General features: G+C 53.0%; 28 protein-coding genes and 1 tRNA gene. 24 read left to right on the plus strand and 5 right to left on the minus strand.

The window, feature by feature from the left end; genetic code table 11:
• Nucleotides 1–22 precede the first annotated feature (22 nt).
• The 16 genes from CJ260_RS03795 (at nt 23) to CJ260_RS03870 (ending at nt 11940) form a co-directional block, all read left to right on the plus strand.
• Nucleotides 23–421, plus strand: a complete 399-nt coding sequence (locus CJ260_RS03795; RefSeq protein ID WP_095629253.1) for an Asp23/Gls24 family envelope stress response protein — start codon at nt 23–25, stop codon at nt 419–421.
• Complete coding sequence (locus CJ260_RS03800) at nt 408–734, plus strand: Asp23/Gls24 family envelope stress response protein (protein WP_157949735.1); 327 nt, start codon at nt 408–410, stop codon at nt 732–734. Before CJ260_RS03795 ends, CJ260_RS03800 begins: the two co-directional genes overlap by 14 nt.
• 1 nt (nt 735) lies before the next feature.
• Entirely contained in the window at nt 736–1185 is a 450-nt protein-coding gene (gene nusB / locus CJ260_RS03805; protein ID WP_095629223.1) for a transcription antitermination factor NusB, read from the plus strand.
• On the plus strand, nt 1185–2132 hold the full coding sequence (locus CJ260_RS03810; protein ID WP_095629224.1) for a peptidase: 948 nt from the start codon (nt 1185–1187) through the stop codon (nt 2130–2132). The genes nusB and CJ260_RS03810 overlap by 1 nt, the downstream gene beginning before the upstream one ends.
• Nucleotides 2129–3340: an exodeoxyribonuclease VII large subunit gene (gene xseA / locus CJ260_RS03815; RefSeq protein ID WP_095629225.1), complete on the plus strand. Its 1212-nt coding sequence runs from the start codon at nt 2129–2131 to the stop codon at nt 3338–3340. The genes CJ260_RS03810 and xseA overlap by 4 nt, the downstream gene beginning before the upstream one ends.
• Nucleotides 3321–3584, plus strand: a complete 264-nt coding sequence (gene xseB, locus CJ260_RS03820; RefSeq protein ID WP_087476867.1) for an exodeoxyribonuclease VII small subunit — start codon at nt 3321–3323, stop codon at nt 3582–3584. Before xseA ends, xseB begins: the two co-directional genes overlap by 20 nt.
• Complete coding sequence (locus CJ260_RS03825) at nt 3581–4465, plus strand: polyprenyl synthetase family protein (RefSeq protein WP_095629226.1); 885 nt, start codon at nt 3581–3583, stop codon at nt 4463–4465. The genes xseB and CJ260_RS03825 overlap by 4 nt, the downstream gene beginning before the upstream one ends.
• Nucleotides 4466–4477: 12 nt before the next feature.
• A complete protein-coding gene (locus tag CJ260_RS03830) occupies nt 4478–5281 on the plus strand; it encodes a TlyA family RNA methyltransferase (protein WP_095629227.1) in 804 nt (267 codons plus the stop codon).
• Between the two features lie 10 nt (nt 5282–5291).
• Entirely contained in the window at nt 5292–6164 is an 873-nt protein-coding gene (locus CJ260_RS03835; RefSeq protein WP_087476870.1) for an NAD(+)/NADH kinase, read from the plus strand.
• Nucleotides 6165–6740: a class I SAM-dependent methyltransferase gene (locus tag CJ260_RS03840; protein ID WP_095629228.1), complete on the plus strand. Its 576-nt coding sequence runs from the start codon at nt 6165–6167 to the stop codon at nt 6738–6740.
• Nucleotides 6741–6746: 6 nt separating this feature from the next.
• The gene (argR, locus tag CJ260_RS03845; protein ID WP_087476872.1) at nt 6747–7202 is read left to right on the plus strand and encodes an arginine repressor; all 456 of its coding nucleotides are present in this window, start codon (nt 6747–6749) and stop codon (nt 7200–7202) included.
• Nucleotides 7203–7209: 7 nt separating this feature from the next.
• A complete protein-coding gene (gene recN, locus CJ260_RS03850) occupies nt 7210–8895 on the plus strand; it encodes a DNA repair protein RecN (RefSeq protein WP_095629229.1) in 1686 nt (561 codons plus the stop codon).
• Between the two features lie 82 nt (nt 8896–8977).
• Complete coding sequence (dapB, locus tag CJ260_RS03855) at nt 8978–9775, plus strand: 4-hydroxy-tetrahydrodipicolinate reductase (protein WP_095629230.1); 798 nt, start codon at nt 8978–8980, stop codon at nt 9773–9775.
• A gap of 28 nt (nt 9776–9803) precedes the next feature.
• Nucleotides 9804–10841, plus strand: coding sequence for an aspartate-semialdehyde dehydrogenase (locus tag CJ260_RS03860; RefSeq protein WP_095629231.1), 1038 nt, complete (start codon nt 9804–9806; stop codon nt 10839–10841).
• 16 nt (nt 10842–10857) lie between these two features.
• The gene (gene dapA / locus CJ260_RS03865; protein WP_095629232.1) at nt 10858–11742 is read left to right on the plus strand and encodes a 4-hydroxy-tetrahydrodipicolinate synthase; all 885 of its coding nucleotides are present in this window, start codon (nt 10858–10860) and stop codon (nt 11740–11742) included.
• Nucleotides 11743–11863: 121 nt separating this feature from the next.
• Nucleotides 11864–11940: transfer RNA gene (locus CJ260_RS03870), tRNA-Arg, on the plus strand.
• On the opposite strand, the gene CJ260_RS03875 is transcribed toward CJ260_RS03870, so the two are convergent.
• From CJ260_RS03875 to CJ260_RS03890, 4 genes are all read right to left on the minus strand, one after another.
• On the minus strand, nt 11927–13438 hold the full coding sequence (locus CJ260_RS03875; protein WP_095629233.1) for a recombinase family protein: 1512 nt from the start codon (nt 13436–13438) through the stop codon (nt 11927–11929). The genes CJ260_RS03870 and CJ260_RS03875 overlap by 14 nt on opposite strands.
• Nucleotides 13439–13605: 167 nt before the next feature.
• The gene (locus CJ260_RS03880) at nt 13606–14349 is read right to left on the minus strand and encodes a Fic family protein (RefSeq protein ID WP_198947384.1); all 744 of its coding nucleotides are present in this window, start codon (nt 14347–14349) and stop codon (nt 13606–13608) included.
• A gap of 17 nt (nt 14350–14366) precedes the next feature.
• Nucleotides 14367–14636, minus strand: coding sequence for an ImmA/IrrE family metallo-endopeptidase (locus tag CJ260_RS03885; RefSeq protein ID WP_095629234.1), 270 nt, complete (start codon nt 14634–14636; stop codon nt 14367–14369).
• On the minus strand, nt 14633–15037 hold the full coding sequence (locus CJ260_RS03890) for a helix-turn-helix transcriptional regulator (protein ID WP_095629235.1): 405 nt from the start codon (nt 15035–15037) through the stop codon (nt 14633–14635). The genes CJ260_RS03885 and CJ260_RS03890 overlap by 4 nt, the downstream gene beginning before the upstream one ends.
• Nucleotides 15038–15204: 167 nt before the next feature.
• Here CJ260_RS03890 and CJ260_RS03895 point away from each other — a divergent pair, with 167 nt between their 5' ends.
• From CJ260_RS03895 to CJ260_RS03905, 3 genes are read left to right on the plus strand one after another with little or no spacing between them, the layout of a single operon-like run.
• A complete protein-coding gene (locus CJ260_RS03895) occupies nt 15205–15429 on the plus strand; it encodes a DUF739 family protein (RefSeq protein ID WP_095629236.1) in 225 nt (74 codons plus the stop codon).
• A 33-nt stretch (nt 15430–15462) separates the two neighbouring features.
• Nucleotides 15463–15684 carry a hypothetical protein gene (locus CJ260_RS03900; RefSeq protein ID WP_095629237.1) on the plus strand — a complete coding sequence of 74 codons (222 nt, stop codon included), beginning with the start codon at nt 15463–15465 and terminating at the stop codon, nt 15682–15684.
• A gap of 12 nt (nt 15685–15696) precedes the next feature.
• A complete protein-coding gene (locus CJ260_RS03905; protein ID WP_095629238.1) occupies nt 15697–15918 on the plus strand; it encodes a hypothetical protein in 222 nt (73 codons plus the stop codon).
• Here CJ260_RS03905 and CJ260_RS03910 read toward each other — a convergent pair.
• A complete protein-coding gene (locus CJ260_RS03910) occupies nt 15895–16275 on the minus strand; it encodes a DUF2513 domain-containing protein (protein WP_095629239.1) in 381 nt (126 codons plus the stop codon). The two genes, CJ260_RS03905 and CJ260_RS03910, sit on opposite strands and share 24 nt — an antisense overlap.
• 159 nt (nt 16276–16434) lie before the next feature.
• Here CJ260_RS03910 and CJ260_RS03915 point away from each other — a divergent pair, with 159 nt between their 5' ends.
• The 5 genes from CJ260_RS03915 to CJ260_RS13095 all read left to right on the plus strand — a co-directional run bounded on the left by CJ260_RS03915 (nt 16435) and on the right by CJ260_RS13095 (nt 17985).
• Complete coding sequence (locus CJ260_RS03915; RefSeq protein ID WP_095629240.1) at nt 16435–16641, plus strand: hypothetical protein; 207 nt, start codon at nt 16435–16437, stop codon at nt 16639–16641.
• 139 nt (nt 16642–16780) lie between these two features.
• Nucleotides 16781–16984 (plus strand): hypothetical protein, encoded by a 204-nt coding sequence (locus CJ260_RS03920; protein WP_095629241.1) that lies wholly within the window; start codon nt 16781–16783, stop codon nt 16982–16984.
• Nucleotides 16977–17255: a hypothetical protein gene (locus CJ260_RS03925; RefSeq protein WP_095629242.1), complete on the plus strand. Its 279-nt coding sequence runs from the start codon at nt 16977–16979 to the stop codon at nt 17253–17255. Before CJ260_RS03920 ends, CJ260_RS03925 begins: the two co-directional genes overlap by 8 nt.
• Entirely contained in the window at nt 17245–17550 is a 306-nt protein-coding gene (locus CJ260_RS03930) for a hypothetical protein (protein ID WP_095629243.1), read from the plus strand. Before CJ260_RS03925 ends, CJ260_RS03930 begins: the two co-directional genes overlap by 11 nt.
• 9 nt (nt 17551–17559) lie before the next feature.
• Nucleotides 17560–17985, plus strand: a complete 426-nt coding sequence (locus CJ260_RS13095) for a DUF4406 domain-containing protein (RefSeq protein ID WP_233127888.1) — start codon at nt 17560–17562, stop codon at nt 17983–17985.
• Nucleotides 17986–18098: the final 113 nt, after the last annotated feature.

Here is an 18098-nt window from a genome sequence, read left to right on the forward strand (position 1 = left end):
AATTTTATCAATGGTGGTCATCATGGAAACGACGGAAACGAATGCGTTAGGAAGCGTACATATTTCACAGCGGGCGATTTCCGTACTGGCGTCCCAAACGGCAGCCGCCGTCAGCGGCGTAGCTTCGCTGGGCGCGTCTATTGCGGAAACGGCGGCCCGGAAAATCGGGCGGACCAGCCTGGCCCAGGGCGTAGACGCGGTCATCGACGGCCGGGAGGTCGAGCTGACGGTGCGCCTTGTCGTGCAGTATGGGTATCGGATTCCCGATATTGCCCTGGCAGTGCAGAAGAAGGTCAAGGACGCTGTAGAATCCTCGGCTGGATGCAGCGTGACGGCCGTCCATGTCGTCGTTCAGGATATCGCGTTTTCCGACGGCGAGGGAGACGGGGCGGAAAGGAGCGGCAGTCATGACGGAGCATAGCGATAGTTTTGCCTATACGATCAGCGAAAGCGCGCTGGCTAAGATTGCGGCGACGGCGGCCTTGGGCACCAAAGGCGTGGCCGGAAAAAAAGGCCGCGGCATCGTCGTCAAATATCTGGACGGCATCGTCGCGGCAGACGTGCACATTCAGGCCTATTACGGCGCACAGCTGCGGACGCTGGCCCTGACGGTGCAGCAGAACGTCGCCAAGGCCCTTACGGTGATGGCTGATCCTAAACACTTAGAGGTCCACGTCACGATTGAAGACGTAGTCATGAGTCCCCATGAGGGCCAAAACCATACAGGAGGTTAGCGTGAGCAGACATAAAGCGCGCCAGCAGGCGCTGGAACTTTTGTTTTCCCGCGAATTCCACGGCGAAAACGACATACAATATAAAGAAAAAGAAATTTTTGAAGAAGACGGCGCGGCGCCTGACGATGCAGCCGATAGCGCGGCGGAACTTAGCGACGGCGGCGACGAAGGTGCCTATTGCGACTATCTCGTGCAGACGGTTACGGCTCATAAGGAAGAGCTGGACGGCGTCATTCAGTCTTTTGCCAAAGGCTGGAACGTATCCCGCATGAATCATACTGATAAAAACATCATGCGGCTGGCCTTGTGCGAGATCGTATACCCCAAGGAGGAAACGGCTCCGTCCATCGTGCTGAACGAGGCGATCTTGCTGGCCAAAGAATACAGCGGCGAAAAAGCGGCTAAATTCATCAACGGCATTTTGGGCGCCTATGTGAGGTCCCGGTCGTAATGGACGCGTTTTTGGGCATCGACACGAGCTGCTATACGACGTCGCTGTGCGTAGTCGACTCGCATTTCGACGTCGTTGCCGACGAACGGATTATTTTGACCGTGCCCCAGGGCGGGCGCGGCTTATCCCAGTCGAACATGGTATATCAGCATATGCGGAACCTGCCCGTGCTGTTCGAACGGCTTGCGCCGCAGCTGGAGTCCTGCGTGATTCGCGCTGTCGGCGTCACGGATAAGCCGCGGCGGCGTGAAGATTCATACATGCCGGCCTTTTTAGCCGGATTGGGCTACGGCCGTTCTCTGGCTGCCGTTCTCCGCGTCCCGCTGTATACCCTCAGCCATCAGGAAAACCACTTGCTGGCGGCGCTGCGCGCGACCGGCTGCATTGGACAGGAGGCCTTTTACGGCCTTCATCTGTCCGGCGGCACGACGGATTTGCTCAAAGCCGTTCCCGATGCAATGGGACTCGATATCGAACGGGTCGGCGGTACGAGCGACATCAGCGCCGGTCAGTTCATCGACCGCATCGGCGTTGCCCTAGGCCTGCCCTTCCCAGCTGGCGTTCATGTGGATAAAATGGCTCAGACTGCGGCAGTTCCGGCTAAGCCGTCGCACGTGTGGTGCCGGCAGGGAGAAATCAGTTTTTCCGGCCCGGAATCGCAGGGGCAGCGGCGCATTGCCAGGCGCAGCGACACGGCTGCCGAAATATGCAGCTGGACGCTGGCTACGGTCTGGGACGGCCTGCGCCGCATGCTGGACGACAAGGAGGACATGCAGTCTCTCGTCGCCGTAGGCGGCGTCATGTCGAACGCCTATTTGCAGGGCGAATTGGCGGCTTACTGCCGCCGCCGTCATGTCAGGCTGCTGCTGCCTCCGGCCGGCTTTAGCGCGGACAACGGTTCCGGCGCGGCCTTTTGGGCTGCCTGGCAGGAAAGGAAGAGCAAATGAAGTATGCCTCAGTGACAGACGTCGTCCGGCGTATCAAGGACGATATACAAAAAGACTTTCGCCTCCAAAGCGTAGCGATGGAAGGGAATATCATCGGCCTGAAGCGGGCGTCCAACGGCCATTACTACATGAATCTCCACGACGACGCCTGCTCGATCAGGGCCATCTTATTCCGCAATCGTGCCGGGAGGATGATGGACGGCATCCGCGAAGGCGATCATGTCGTCGTCATCGGCTCGGTCAACGTATACGAAAAAGGCGGCGCGTTGTCGTTTATCATCGAGCGCCTCTTTTCGCAGGGCATAGGCTCGCTGCAGGCCGAATACGAACGGATAAAGAATGAACTGGAGCGGGACGGGTATTTCGACGCCGCCCACAAACAGGCGATTCCCCGCTTTCCCTGGACTGTAGGCGTGCTGACGTCGCGTACGGGCGCCGTGCTTCACGATATCCGCAAGATAGCCGCCGAACGCAATCCCTACGTGGATATCCGCCTGTTTCCCATTCCTGTGCAGGGCGCAGGAGCCGAAGAAAAAATTGCAGCCGCCGTGGCAAAAGCCGGAACGCGCAGGGATTTGGATGTCCTCATTCTGGCGCGCGGCGGCGGTTCCATGGAAGATCTGTGGTGCTTCAACAGTCCCGCCGTCGTCAAGGCTATTTACGGCTCGGCGGTGCCGGTTATTACGGCTATTGGCCATGAGACGGATACGACGCTGGCCGATTACGCGGCGGACATCCGGGCGGCGACGCCGACGCATGCGGCCGAACTGGCTTTTCCCGACGTAGAGGAAATCGAGCTGGACTTGGCGGCCATGAGCCGTCAGGCCTGGGACATGCTGATGGACGCGATTGAAGGGCGGCGCCGCAATACGGCCAACCTGGCCGCCCGCATGCAGCCGAGGCGGTACGGCGCCTTTTTGACGGAAAAACGAGACCGCATCCGCCAGATGGTGCAGACGGGGAGCCGCCGTCTCGACGTGATTTTAGCTGAAAAAGGCGGGCGCATGGCCGGTCTGCAGGCTGCGCTGCAGGCCCTGAACCCGGCGGCTCTCGTGCGCCGCGGATACGGGCAGCTGGAGCAGAAGGGACGCATCGTCGCGGATATCCGCCGGCTGGACAAAGACTGTCCGCTGCGGATACAGCTGGTAGACGGCGCAATTACGACGGAAATCAAAGAGGTAGACATATATGGCAAGAACGACGGATAAACTAAAGAATTTTGAAGCGAACTATGAAAAGCTGGAAGAAGTGGTCAAGGCCCTGGATTCGCCGGACTTGACGCTCAAGGAATCGCTGGACTTATATGAAAAGGCCATCAAACTTTCCGAAGCTTGCGAAAGCGCGCTGGAATATGCCAAACAGCGGGCCCAGGCTCTGGCAGAGATTCACGAACGGGCCGAAGAGGACGATTCGTCAGACCAAACCTTGGAAGAAGGGACGTTAGGCTTATGAATTTTGCAGACTATATGAAGGAACAGAAGGGCCGCATAGACAGCCGGCTGGAAACGCTGCTCCAGACGGACGTGCCGCAGTTTGCCCAGCTGTATAAGGCGATGAATTACAGCCTGCTGGCCGACGGAAAGCGCATCCGGCCGATATTGCTTCTGGCTACGCTGGAAGCCTTGGGCAAGGATTCGGAACCGTATATAGATCTGGCCTGCGCTTTGGAATGCGTTCATTCCTATTCGCTCATCCACGACGACTTGCCGGCCATGGACGACGACGACCTGCGGCGTGGCAAGCCGACGAATCACGTCGTGTTCGGCGAAGGCACGGCGATTTTGGCTGGCGACGGCCTGCTTACCTATGCCTTCGAGCTCATGGCGGCGCAGACCCATATCGACGCGGCTAAATTGGCGCGGTGCATCGCCATCTTTGCCCATGCGGCCGGACCGGCCGGCATGGTAGGCGGCCAGGCCTTTGATCTGGCGTCGGAAGGCAATACGTCCATCGGCCGCGAAGGCTTAGAGCTTCTCCACTATTCTAAAACCGGCATCATTTTTAAAGCGGCGATTGAATTGGCAGCTGTACTGGGCGATGCCGGCGAAGCGCAGAAAAAAGCTCTGGATACATACGCCTTTTACATGGGCCTGACCTTCCAGATTACCGACGACATTCTCGATGTCGTCGGCGACGAAGCTTCGCTGGGGAAACCTGTCGGCAGCGATGCAAAAAACGACAAGGCTACGTATGTTACGATTTTTTCATTAGACGAAGCGCGGCGCATGGCGGAGGAAGCGGCGGAAAAAGCGACGGCCGCCGTAGAACCGCTGGGACCGAAGGCTTGGTTCCTGCGGGACCTCGTGTCGCATATGCTCGTCCGTACGAAGTAAGGAGAGGAAAGTATGCAGCAAAAAGAACGGCTCGACGTGCTGCTCGTCGAACGAGGGCTGGCGGAAAGCCGGGAAAAGGCAAAGGCTGCTATTATGGCAGGCCTCGTATTCGTTAAAAATCAGCGCGTCGACAAGGCGGGAACGAAGATTTCCGTCGACGCCGAAGTAGCGGTGAAGGGCAATCCCATTCCCTACGTCGGCAGAGGCGGATTGAAGCTGGAAAAAGCGATGGAAACCTTTCCTATCGACCTGACGGGCGTGACGATGATGGATATCGGCGCGTCGACAGGCGGGTTTACGGACTGCGCCCTGCAGAACGGGGCGGCCAAGGTATTCGCCGTCGACGTGGGGTACGGCCAGCTGGCCTGGAAACTGCGCACGGACGAACGGGTCGTCAATATGGAGCGGACTAATATCCGCAACGTCACGGTAGAAGACATCGGCGAGCCCGTCGATTTTATTTCCATCGACGTGTCGTTTATTTCCCTGCTCAAGATCATGTCGGCCGTCGCGCCGCTGCTGGCTGACGGAGGCTCCATGGTCACGCTGATCAAGCCCCAATTTGAAGCGGGGCGCGAGCATGTCGGCAAGGGCGGCATCGTCCGGGACAGCGGCGTGCACCGCGACGTCATCCGCCGCGTGACCGACGGCATTGCAGCCTGCGGCATATCGCCCCTGGCCCTGACCTTTTCACCGATCAAAGGGGCCGACGGCAATATCGAATATTTGCTGTACAGCAAAAAAGGAGGGGCCGTCCGCAATGAAATAAGCGACGATGTAATCGAAGACATCGTAACCCGTTCTCATGAAATGTAGGTGATAGCGTATGCGCATTGGCATATTTCCCAATCTGGTAAAACGAGAGAGCGCCGATATCGTCCGGCAGATCATCGCGATTTGCGAGGACCAGGGCGTCGAATACTACTTGCCGGCCTATGTCGGCGAAAGCCGGCAGGCGCTGTACCGCCATATCGGCGCGTCTCATTTGCGGCCGCAGAAAAAAATATACGAATCCATCGACGTGGCTATGGTGCTCGGCGGCGACGGCACGATTCTGAAAATGTCGAAGCAGTTTGCCGAGGCCGGCGTGCCGATTTGCGGCGTCAACCTGGGCTCCCTGGGCTTTTTGTACGAAGTGGAGACAAGTACCTTGGAGCAGCGGATTGCAGACCTCATCGCCGGCCGGTATTTCATGGAGGAGCGCATGATGCTTCAGGCTGATTTGTGCTACGAAGACGGCACATGTCAGCATCTGCCGCCGGCGCTGAACGATATTGTCATCGGCCACGGCAACGTAGGCAAGCTGATCCGCGTCGACATGAGCATTAACGGGCAGTTTATCCAGCAGTTTCCCGGCGACGGCCTCGTCGTGTCGACGGCGACGGGCAGCACGGGCTATACCTTTTCCAGCGGCGGCCCCATCGTCTCCCCCCAGGTCAAGTGCATCATGGTGACGCCCATCTGCCCGCACCTGCTGCTGAAAGTGCCGCTGGTGCTAAGCGACAGGGACGAGCTCAGCTTTACCGTCGACAACAGCCGCAACAGCGTCCGCATTTCCGTCGACGGCATGATGGACCAGGAGCTGCTGCGCTCCGCTGTGCTTCACGTCAAAAAATCCGACGACGTGCTGAACATCGTGCGGTTTAACCAAAGCTATTTTTACGGCAATTTGTTTAAAAAGATGATGGGAAATGAGTAAATGAAAGCATATCCGTTTAAAAATGTCGTAGCTATGTCCCACATGCTGCTGCAGCCCTACGTGCCGGAGGCGCAGGTCCTCGTCGATATGACCTGCGGCAACGGGCACGACACGGCTTTTTTGGCCTCCTTGATGAAGGACGACGCCGTCTTGTATGCCTTTGATATCCAGAACTGCGCTGTCGCCAGGACGAAAGAGCGGCTGGACAGCCTGGGCTTGTCCCATAAGACCGTCGTGTATCGTCAGGGGTCTCACGACGACTTAGTCGGGCACATTGCCGAGCCCATTGATATCGCCGTGTTTAACCTGGGATATTTGCCTTCGGGGGACCATGGGATTCATACGAAAAGTGAAACGACGATAAAAGCTATAAAAATATGCTTGCATAAAATTGCGATAAATGGGATAATTATGATAGCGGCCTATCCCGGCACCGAGGCCGGGGCTCAGGAGGAAAAGGCTCTTCGCCGTTTTCTCCAATCCGTGCCGCAGCGGGAATTTGACGTGTCCCTGTGGCAGCCAATCAACCAAATACATTGTCCGCCTGTTTTATATATTGTACAGAAAAGAGGGTAAGCTAACATGAAACGATTTCGCTATACGAAGATAAAGGAAATAGTGCAGTCCCGTCCGATTGAAACGCAGGAAGAGCTGGCAAAAGCCCTGCAGGAAGAAGGGATTGAAGTCACGCAGGCGACGGTGTCGCGCGATATTAAAGAACTCATGCTCATCAAGGTTCCGACCAGTGACGGCCATTATCGGTACGCCCTGTCGCCGGAACAGAACATGCTCATGTCCAAAAACCGCATGGCCCGCCTGTTCCAGGATTCTATCGTCCGCGTCGACTCGGCCTTTAACCAAATCGTCGTTCATACGCTGCCGGGCTCGGCCAGCATGGTGGCTTCGGCTATCGACCACGCGAAATGGGAAAGCATTATCGGGACCTTAGCCGGCGACGATACGATTCTCATCATTACGAACAACGCGGAAACGGTGCCGCAGCTGGTAAAATTAATCGTGTCGCTGATGAAAGAATGAGGCGCTTATGCTGCAATCGCTGCACATACATAATTTTGCGTTAATAGAAGATCTGCAGCTTTCTTTCGGCGAGGGCATTACGATTTTTACCGGCGAAACCGGCGCCGGCAAATCTATTCTTCTCGATGCAATCGGCATGTTGGCGGGAAAACGCGCTTCAGCATCGTTCGTGCGGCAGGGCACGGACGCCTTTCGTGTTGAAGGCGCGTTCTTTTTTTCTGTAATAGACGAACATTTGGCCCGTCTGCTGGAAGAAAACCACATCGAATGCGACGACGGCCAGCTTGTCATCTGCCGGCAGTTTTACCGCAGCGGCAGGGGTACGACGCTGGTGAACGGCACGCTGGTGCCGACTGCCGTCGTCAAGCGCATTGGCGAATACCTTCTCGACATACACGGCCAGTTCGACAACCGCCTCATCTTTGACCCGGCCTACCACGTCGGCATACTGGATTCGCTGACGCCGGAGCTGCAGCAGGAGCGGCGCCGGTATGACGAAATGTACGGCGCGTGGCGTTCCCTGTGCCAGCAGGCGCGGAAGCTGCAGCACGACGAAGGCGAAAAGGCGCGCATGACCAGTATTCTCGATTTCCAAATCAAGGAAATTGAAAGCGCCCAGCTGCAAATCGGCGAAGACGACGAGCTGGAAAAAAAGGTGCGCGCCGCATCTCATGCCGAGCATATTAAAGACAATTTGAAGGAAGCTGTATTTTGCCTGGAAGGGGGCGAACGGCAGAAGGGTATCGTCGAACAGCTGGAGACAATACATCGCTGCCTGGAAAAGGCCTCCGCCTACGATACGGCCTTTGCCGACTTGGCGTCTAAGGTGGAAACGCTGTCCTATGAGGTAGAAGACGTGCACGACGGACTGATGCGGTATGCCGATTCCTTTGAGTTTGACGAACGGGCTCTCGATGCTATGCAGTCCCGCTTGGCGGCAATCGACAAGCTCAAGCGGAAATACGGCCTTACGATTGCAGAAATACTGGCCTTTTTGGCCAAAGCCAAGGGCGAATACGAACGGCTCGACCAATCGGAAAGCCTGCTGGCGGAGCTTCAGGCTAAAATCAAGCGGCAGGAACAGGGCCTGCGGCGACAGGCCGAACGGCTGCTTTTGCTGCGGCGGGAAGCGGACGCCTCCTTTCGTCAGGCCATGGAAGAGACCCTTCATCAATTAGGCATGCCGAACAGCCGCATCGCCTTTCACATCGAGCCTATGGAAAAAATCCTTCCTGACGGGGCGGCTTCCATCGAATTGTATTTCTCGGCCAATACGGGCGAAGCCATGCAGCCTCTGGCGAAAATCGCCTCGGGCGGCGAAATTTCCCGTATTGCCCTGGCGCTGAAATCGAGCGCGGCCTCGGCCGGCGGGCAGACGATGATCTTCGACGAAATCGACGTCGGCATCAGCGGGCAGACGGGCTTGAAGGTAGCCGAGCACATCCGGCGCCTGGGACGGGACAATCAGGTATTGTGCATTACCCACCTGCCGCAGACAGCGGCCATAGCCGACCATCATTATTTCATCTATAAGAGGGAAGCAGACGGCCGGACCGTTTCGCAAGTTCGCCCGTTGTCGGCAGAAGACCACGTCTTGGAAATCGCCCGCATGTTTGCCGGCGACGACGCGACGGAGGCCAGCATCGAGGCGGCCAAGCAAATCGTGCGGCAGGTGCGGAACGACAAGATTTAAAGTGATTCTATTGACGAAATTGCATAATAGGTATATATTAATGGTAATCTTTAATTAAGTAAAATTAGGATGGTGAACAATCATGATTCGCGTATTGGTAAACGGCGCGGACGGCCGCATGGGAAGCCAGGTCGTCAAAGCCGTATATGAAGATAAGGATTTAGAATTTGTCGGCGGCGTCAGCGTGACGAATATCGGCAGAGACGCCGGCGAACTGGCCGGTGTCGGTACGCTGGGAATCGCTATCCGCAAAGGCTTAGGCCAGGCTCTGGACGACATCAAGCCGGACGTCGTCGTAGATTTTACGACGCCTAAGGTTATCTTTGAAAACGCCAAGACCTGCATTGAACACGGCATCAACATGGTCGTCGGCACGACGGGCCTGACGGCGGAACAGCGCGGCGAATTGGCTGTCTTGGCGGAACAGCGCAAGACGAGCATTTTCATTGCGCCGAACTTTTCGATCGGAGCCGTCTTGATGATGAAGCTGTCGGAGGAAGTTGCGCCCTATCTTCCCGATGTAGAAATCATCGAGCTTCACCATAATAATAAGCTGGACGCTCCGTCCGGCACGGCCATCATGACGGCTAATAAAATCGACGCGGCCCGTAAGGCTGCCAATGCCCAGCAGGCTCCGGATAAAACGCACGAAAGCCTGGACGGCGCCCGCGGTGCAAAAGTGGACGACATTCCTATTCACAGCGTCCGCCTTCCCGGCTATGTAGCCCATCAGCAGGTACTGTTCGGCGGCTACGGTGAGCTGCTGACGATCCGGCACGATTCTGTCGACCGCAAATCGTTCATGCCCGGAGTCATTTTGGCTGTGAAGAAGGTAAGCTCGCGGCCGGGCCTGACCTTTGGCTTGGAAAATTATTTATAAGACGTAAGATGTTGGAGGGGTTTTTAGTATGGCAAAAGAACCGGTAGTAGCGATTTTAGGCGCCACAGGTGCAGTTGGACAAGAATTTATCCGCCTGATTGAAGAACGAAATTTTCCGTACAGCAAGCTGAAGCTGCTGGCGTCGGCCCGTTCGGCAGGCAAGACGCTGACCGTTAACGGTCAGGAATACACGATAGAAGAAGCGAAGCCCGAATCTTTCGACGGCGTAGATATCGGCTTGTTTGCCGGCGGTTCTATCAGCAAGACCTTGGGGCCTGAAGCTGCTAAACGGGGCTGTATCGTCATCGATAATTCCAGCACGTTCCGCATGGATCCGGACGTGCCCCTTGTCGTTCCTGAAGTCAATCCGGAAGACATTGCCTGGCATAAGGGCATCATAGCCAATCCGAACTGCTCGACGATCATCATGCTCATGGCCTTGAAGCCAATTCACGACTTGTCGCCGATCAAAAAGATTATCGTCAGCACCTATCAGGCCGTGTCCGGCGCCGGCAAAGAAGGCATCGATGAGCTGCAGGAAGAAACGCAGGCCTACCTCAAGGGCGAAGCCATGAACCCGCAGATCCTGCCGAGCAAGAGCCTGCCGAAGCACTATCCCATCGCGTTTAACCTGATTCCGCAGATTGATAAATTCATGGAAAACGATTATACGAAGGAAGAAATGAAGATGGTCAATGAAACCCATAAGATGCTTCACGACGATACTATCGCCATTACGGCGACAACCGTCCGCGTTCCCGTTTTCCGCAGCCATGCCGAATCCATTTACGTAGAAACACAGGATGAATTGACTGTCGACGCGATCCGCAAGGCTATCGACGCCTTCCCGGGCGCGCAGGTACAGGACAATCCGGCCGAAATGGAATATCCCATGCCCATGTATACGTCGGAACAATACGACTGCTACGTAGGCCGCATCCGCAAGGACCTGTACAATCCCAAAGCCGTCAACTTGTGGGTATCGGGCGACCAAATCCGCAAGGGCGCCGCACTGAACGCCCTGCAGATCGCCGAATATATGCTGGCTCGTGATATGGTAAAGTAGAGAGGAGCGAATTGGTATGTTAACATTTGGCAACGTTATCACGGCTATGATTACGCCGTTTCATGAAGACGAGTCCGTCAATTACGAAGGCGCCGTCAAATTAGCACAGTATTACTGCGAAAACGGCTCCGATGGCATTCTCGTAGCCGGTACGACCGGCGAAGGCGCTACGATGACGGAAGAGGAAAAATTAAAGCTCTTTACGGACATCTCCGCCGCCGTAGGCGATAAAGTGATGGTCATGGCCAACGTAGGCACGAACAATACGGCGCAGACGATCGAATTCATGAAAAAAGCGGAAAAGACGGGAGTAGACTGCTTCCTGGCCATCGTTCCCTATTACAACAAGCCGAATCAGGACGGCTGCTACGCCCACTTTGCGGCCCTTGCGAAGGCGACGGATATGCCGATTCTGATCTACAATGTACCGGGCCGTACGGGCGGCAAGATTGAAGCGGCTACGGTCGTCAAGCTGGCCCATGACTTCAAGAATATCGTCGGCATCAAGGAAGCCAGCGGCGATTTGAACGCAGCTACGACGATTGCCCGCGACACAGACGATGATTTCTACGTATACAGCGGCGAAGATAACCTGACCCTGCCGATTTTGTCCGTCGGCGGCTGCGGCGTTATCAGCGTTGCGTCCCATATCATCGGCAAGGAGATGAACGAAATGGTTCAGGCCTATAAAGACGGCGACATCAAAAAGGCCATGGAACTGCATCAGAAATACCTGCCGGTTATGACGGGTATCTTCTGCACCGTAAACCCGACGCCGATCAAGGCCTGCTGCAACATGCTCGGCCTGCCGGCCGGCGCATTCCGCCTGCCTATGGTAGACGCCAGCCCGAAGGTAAAAGAATTCTTAACGCAGATGATGAAGGATGCCGGCGTCATGTAACTGGAAATCATCAATACGATGGAGCAAATGGGGAAGGAGCGCCGCTCTTTCCCCATTTTATATAAAAAACGTATTGACAAATGAAAAAAAATTTACTATACTATATAAGTCGTTAAGATATGACTCGGTAGCTCAGCTGGATAGAGTGACTGACTACGAATCAGTAGGTCTAGGGTTCGAATCCCTACCGGGTCACCATAGCAATGCTACTCGAACACCCTGTCAACATTTTGTTGACGGGGTTTTTGAGTATATTGGGGACAGAATGGTAATTGTAGTAAATCTCTACCTTGTCTCCGGTAATGACGATACGACGGATAAAGGCTTGGAATGTATCAAGTTTATATCTGTCATTTTTCTTTACCATTTCTTTCAAAAAATATTCAACAGCTTCGGCCGTAATCTTAAAGCCTGTATCTAGTTTTGCCATTTCCAGCTGTGTTTTTAGTCCTGCGAGCTCATCTTCGTACTGGCGGATATTCCGGGCGATGGTGTCGGAAATAATACCGGATTCGACGGCGCGGATCGAGTTTTGCAGGCGTTTTTCTACATCGCCGATGAGTACTTCTAAGCGTTTGACTTCGGCAGCCTGCGGGGCGTTTTCCTGCGCTTTAACGGCCTGCTCGGCGATGCAATGCAACGCTTCAGGACTGCTGAGTATCTGCACAGTCGTATCGAGGACGAGTTTTTCGAGCTTATCGCGGTTTACGCTACGGGACGAGCAGATGATTTTTTCTCGCCGGGCTTTTTCTTTGCTGTTGTTTTTACTAGAACAGCGGTAATAATGGTACATCGCCCCGCTGCGGGAACGGCCGGCCATGCCTGTCATAGCCATGCCGCATATACCGCAGTAGATTTTACCTGTCAGGGCATATGCATCGGGACATCTGCGCTGAACGACTTCTTTCCCGGAATTCTTTTTGCGGGCATTGAAAATAGCCTGGGCAGCCTGGTACGTCGTATCGCTGATGATCCGCGGCGCGAAGTCGGGATATTCTGTGCCGCCCCATGAAAAAGTGCCGGTATAAATTTTATTTCTCAGCACGCGGCTCAGGCTGTTGCGATTAAACCGCGTGCCCATCGTTGTGCGGTAATTGTGCTCGTTTAAATAGTCGATAATCTGCGGCACTGTTTTCCCGGCAATAAATTGTTTGTAGCTGCTTGTGACGGCCGCGGCGCCGGCGGGATCTATGGCCAGGGTTCCGTCTTTTTTCGTGCGGTAGCCCAGCGGGACTAAGCCGCCAGTCCATTTTTTCTCAAGCAGATTATCAGTCATGCCACGCGTGACCTTTTGGGACAGCTCGGCGCTGTAATATTCAGCGTAGCCTTCGATGACCGATTCCAGGATAATGCCGGACGGGTCATCGCGGATGTTTTCTTTTGCCGATAATACGCGGACTCCGTTTTTCTTCAGTTTGTTTTTATAGACTGCGCTGTCATAGCGATTCCGGGAAAAACGGTCCAGTTGATAGACGAGGACATATTCAAAAACCCCCTTTGCACTGTCAGCAATCATACGTAAAAAATCAGGCCGTTTATCGGTTCTAGCTGACATAGCGCGGTCGATGTACGTGCCGACGATTTTAATATCGTTAGCTTCTGCGAAGGCGGTGCACTCGCGGATCTGGCCTTCGATACTTTCTTCTCTTTGCTTGTCGGACGAAAAACGGGCGTAAATAACAGCTAATTTAGACATAAAAATAAGCCTCCTTTATGTATGGTGAATAAAGGGGCTCATATGCTATAATAATAGACGTAATCAGCCCCTTATTGGCTAAGGTTTGATTATATTTGCCGAACAGTATTGGTAGTACTATCGGCGCTTCCCGTCATCGTGTTGGTAGCACGGTGGCGGGATTTTTTTTATTGCTTGATAATTTCGATGTATCGTTCTAATTCGGCCTTTTCGTATTCGGCGATGAGCGATACCATCTTCTCTGGATTTTTATTGTCGGCGTGGTAAGCGTCGAAACAATCGTAATACTTGCGGCGGTCTGTAAATTTGATGTCGACGGGAAGCAGGCCGTTTTTTATCAGCTCGAAATTCAGCAGTAGGCGTCCTGTGCGGCCGTTACCATCAATAAATGGGTGGATGGATTCAAATTCGAGGTGAAGCAGGGCGACGGCTTCAATGATGTGCTTTTCCTGTTTCCACGATTCATACTGCCGGATCAGCTGCTCGACGGCCGGCTGCACCATATACGGCTGCGGCGGCGTATGGAGCGCGCCGAGGATACGGACAGGAACGTTTCGATACTTGCCGCGGTTTTCCCGGTCGTTCATCAGGACGAGGGAATGGATCGTCTTGACCGTTTCTTCTGTCAGTGGCGTATTATGCGATGCCAAGTCGATGATGTAATAGAAAGCGTCCTTGAAGCCGATGATGTCGAGATGGTCGCGCAGGGGCTTTTCGGCAATGGTAATGCCTTCCTGCAGGATAAGAGCCGTCTCACGAAGGGTGAGGGTGTTGCCTTCGATGGCGTTGGAATTGTATGTCGTTTCGATGATAAATTCATCACGCAGCCGCTGCAGCTCGGCCTTACTTAGTGGGCGCAGGCTTCGTAGTGTATTTTTTAGCGTGTCGATTTCGGTTAAGATATTTTTCATTTGTTTTCTAAATCCTTTTACGCACTCACATAATGATAGAAAAAATTGAATTTTCCTACATCGCAGTCTTCGGTGTTTCGGCGGACCATTTCTTCTAATAGCGTCGCCTGGGCTTCGGCGGAAAAGTCGTTGCCTTCGATATGCGTCAGCTCGTGGACGACTTCCTTGATGGCTTCTTCGCGTGGTAAATGATCGTTGACGATAATCGTATAGGTGCCGTCGTCGTTAGGCGTGGTCATGGCTTTTACGTGCGGCGTAAGACGGGTTATAACGATGTTTATGTTCACTTATTGCGCCCCTTAATTTTCAGGTAATTTACATAATCAGCAGCCTGCTGCATCTCTTCGGGGGTTAAATCCTTGGCCGCCGAAAACAATATCTTCATGTCCGGATCGGTACGCAGCTTTTCCGCCAACTCTGCCGTTTCCGGATCGGTGTAGTAGCCGTTGCCAAAGGATTCACGACTGGAGCGCTCCATCGGAACGTCATAACCTATTAGCCAGGTAGGGTCAACCCTTAAAGCTTCTGCAATTAAATCTACCTTATCTTGTTTTGCTTTGTATTCGCCCTTCAAGTAAGCATTTATAGATGGTTTACCAATTCCAGTTTTTTCATGTAATTCAGTTTGGCTTACTTTTCTAATATCCATTGCTTCTTTTAATCTTTTAGCAAAATTTGATATTTTCATGATTAAACTCCCTTCTTATATTTTAGATAATACTATATAAGTTCAGAAAAGGCAATAAAAAATTCAGAAAAACTATAAAACTTTTCAGAAAATCTTAAACTAAGTATTGACTAATTAGATGCCCCGTGATAATATTAGTTCAGAAATTCTGAAAAGGAGGTGTAAAGATGGCTTATGACTACAGCAAATTACGGGGACGCATAAAAGAAAAATTTGGTACTCAAGAAAACTTTGCGGCGGCGTTAAAGCTTAGCGCAACAGCGTTAAGCCAGCGTCTTAATAACGTCAATAAGTTTACCCAAGATGAAATAGTACTGGCCTGTCATCTTTTACAAATACGGGATGCGGATGCGTTCGACTATTTTTTTACCCGCAAAGTTCAGAAAAACTGAATCAAGAAGTTTTGCCGTAGAGGAGGTTAGAACATGAAAATGTCGAAACGATTACAACTCAAGATTAAACACGCCGAACTTGTCAAACAAGGCAAGTACGACGTGGCATGGAAGATCTTCAGCCTGCTGAAACGCGGCTCCCTCACGTTAGGCTGGGGCAACGATGCCAGCTATGAAGCAGATATTATCTGCGAAAAGCTGGGGGTTCCATGCAAAGTCAATCGCCGCTGGGGCACTGCGACGTATACCGTATAGGAGGCGGTAGAGATGGAAAAAGAAAAAATCCAACAGTTTTTTGAACTGCTGGACGGCGTTACCGAAAGTGAATGGCGGATTTTAAGTCGTAAAGCTGACATGCTTTACGAGATGAAGGCTTCAACAAATAAGTTGCACATGACAGGGCGTGCTGTGGCCTATATGACCGATGATACAGTAAAGACCTTATCTGTGTTGGATGGTATAAAATCAGAGGCCGAGCATACGTTTTAAGTAGTTCGAAGCGATTTCTTTTACTATTTCAAATGAAACGGAGATGCCGATATTTCGCAGTTCTGCTAAGGTATTTTGCCATACAGTATCGTTTCGTATCGCATCAAGATAATTATGGCCTTCCAATGTAAGCCTGTTGATACGTTCATCATCGTATTTGCGAGTATCCGGAGTCCAGGCGATCGTAAGTCCTCTGACTTTAAGAAAGCCAGCCTCAGCTAATAAATCAAGCTGATAGGCTACTAAATCGGGGTCCACATGGTATTTATCTGCAATGGCGTAGACCGTTAACGTATCGGACGGTGCAGCTTCCGTTTCTAGCAAGATGTTGCGAATTAAATTCAAATCTCGCTTCATTTTACTCACATCCTTTTTATTTTCAGTATATCACGAACGGAGTAATGCAATGGAACAATTTATTAGAGACATTATCGAGTTTTTCCGCGACCCGGAGAACGTAAAGGCCTTCGAGGAGTGGGAGGAGTGGGAGAAACAGCAGAAAGCCGGTGAAGCGTCATGACGTACACACTGGCGGATTACGTCCGCGACCACGGCCGGCCGCCGCGCAGGTACATCGCCCGCGGCACGCCGGCAGCGGACAGCATTTACGAAACCGTGCACTGGCCCCGGCCGCTGATGCGGTACTGGCGGCGGCATGTGTATGACGGCAAGCCCGTGCGGCTGCCGGACGGGCGGATCGTAAAGAGAGGTGATACGGTGTGATGGACGACATCGATGTTACTACGGTTTCCAAACCTGCCCAGACGGGACCGTGGCTTGTCTGCACAGATATGACAGCTATTGAGTTGCCAGACGGCAGAGTTCTGACGATTAAAACGTATGAAAGCGGAGGTAAAACACCATGAAACAGTACAAGGATTCCCGCGGATGGCTCTATCAGGTTATGCCTGGACTTGAAGGCTGTGCTTTTAAAGGTTGGTATTTGCAACCGGGTATGTTGTCGTGGCGACATATGCCACAGCTGCCATGGCGGAATACCAAAAAGGACGCGCAAGCCGATTTAGACGCTTATGCGCGAAAGAAAGGATGGGAAGAGATTGAATAGAAACGAAAAAGCCGCCATGCTGGCGGAACTGAAAGCGCTCATGAAAGAAGCGCATCAGGAAGCCCGCAAACCGACTCTCGGTATGCTCGGCGGGGTCAGCATCAGGGCCGTACAGGCGCAGCGTGTCGTCAACGCGGTAAAGCATGTATTGTCTGTGGGCCTTGAGTACAGCATGTCACGTAAAGAGGTACAAGATTTATTGGAAGACCTGAACCGTGAGGCGTTAGATGAAGTTAAACAAGAAATGGAGGAACAGGAACATGCGCAATGAAGCGGACGACTACAAGATGATTGACCGGGCGGCCGGCGTGGCGTTTTCAAACCTGCAGAAGCCCGTCGTGCCGGCATGGGTTAATAAAGACCCGGTTACGGGTGATACGAAGTACTATCCAGTTCCCAATCCGGAAACGTTCAACGGTTTGTCGGTCAAGAACTGGCAGTACGTTATGCAGCTGGAAGAGGATGCCCGTAAACTGCAGGGGTTAGCACTGTTTCTCGGCGGGCTGCTTGTATTGTTCACAGTCGTGGCCTGTATCATGTATCAGGCTGGATGGATTATTCACTAGGAGGTATCTATGACGAATAAGATTAAGCTTGTCTATGTAGCCCATCCATACGGCGGCAAGCCAGAGAATGCGGAGGCTGTACAAAAGATTATTGAAAGCCTGGTATCGGGGGACCATCCGCTGGTTGCGGAAAAGAAGGCAAATGACAATATACCGGTGTATGACATGCCGTCTACTATTGTCGGCGTACCGGTAGAGGATTTACTTCATGCTGTATACGTGTCGCCAATCCATCAGCAGGGATTTATGTATACCGGCACGCCGTATTTGACGGGACTGCAAAAGTGCTTGCAGCTGTTGAAGCGCTGCGATATATTGCTCCTCTGCGGCGATTGGCAGCAGTCTAAGGGCTGTATGGCAGAGTTCGCCCATGCCATGAATTTGGGCATCAGTATTATTTTTGAGAATGCCAATGACTACTATGACCTTATTTGACAACGAAACGAGCCGTCCCCTGTTGGCGCAGAAGACGGCTCATATATAAAAAACTGTAACCATGGGTATTGTAACACAAAGGAGTGCCATATGTCAGTAAAAATCAGAAGTTT

This window comes from Megasphaera sp. ASD88 (genome assembly GCF_002287425.1).
GTDB classification, from domain to species: domain Bacteria; phylum Bacillota; class Negativicutes; order Veillonellales; family Megasphaeraceae; genus Megasphaera; species Megasphaera stantonii.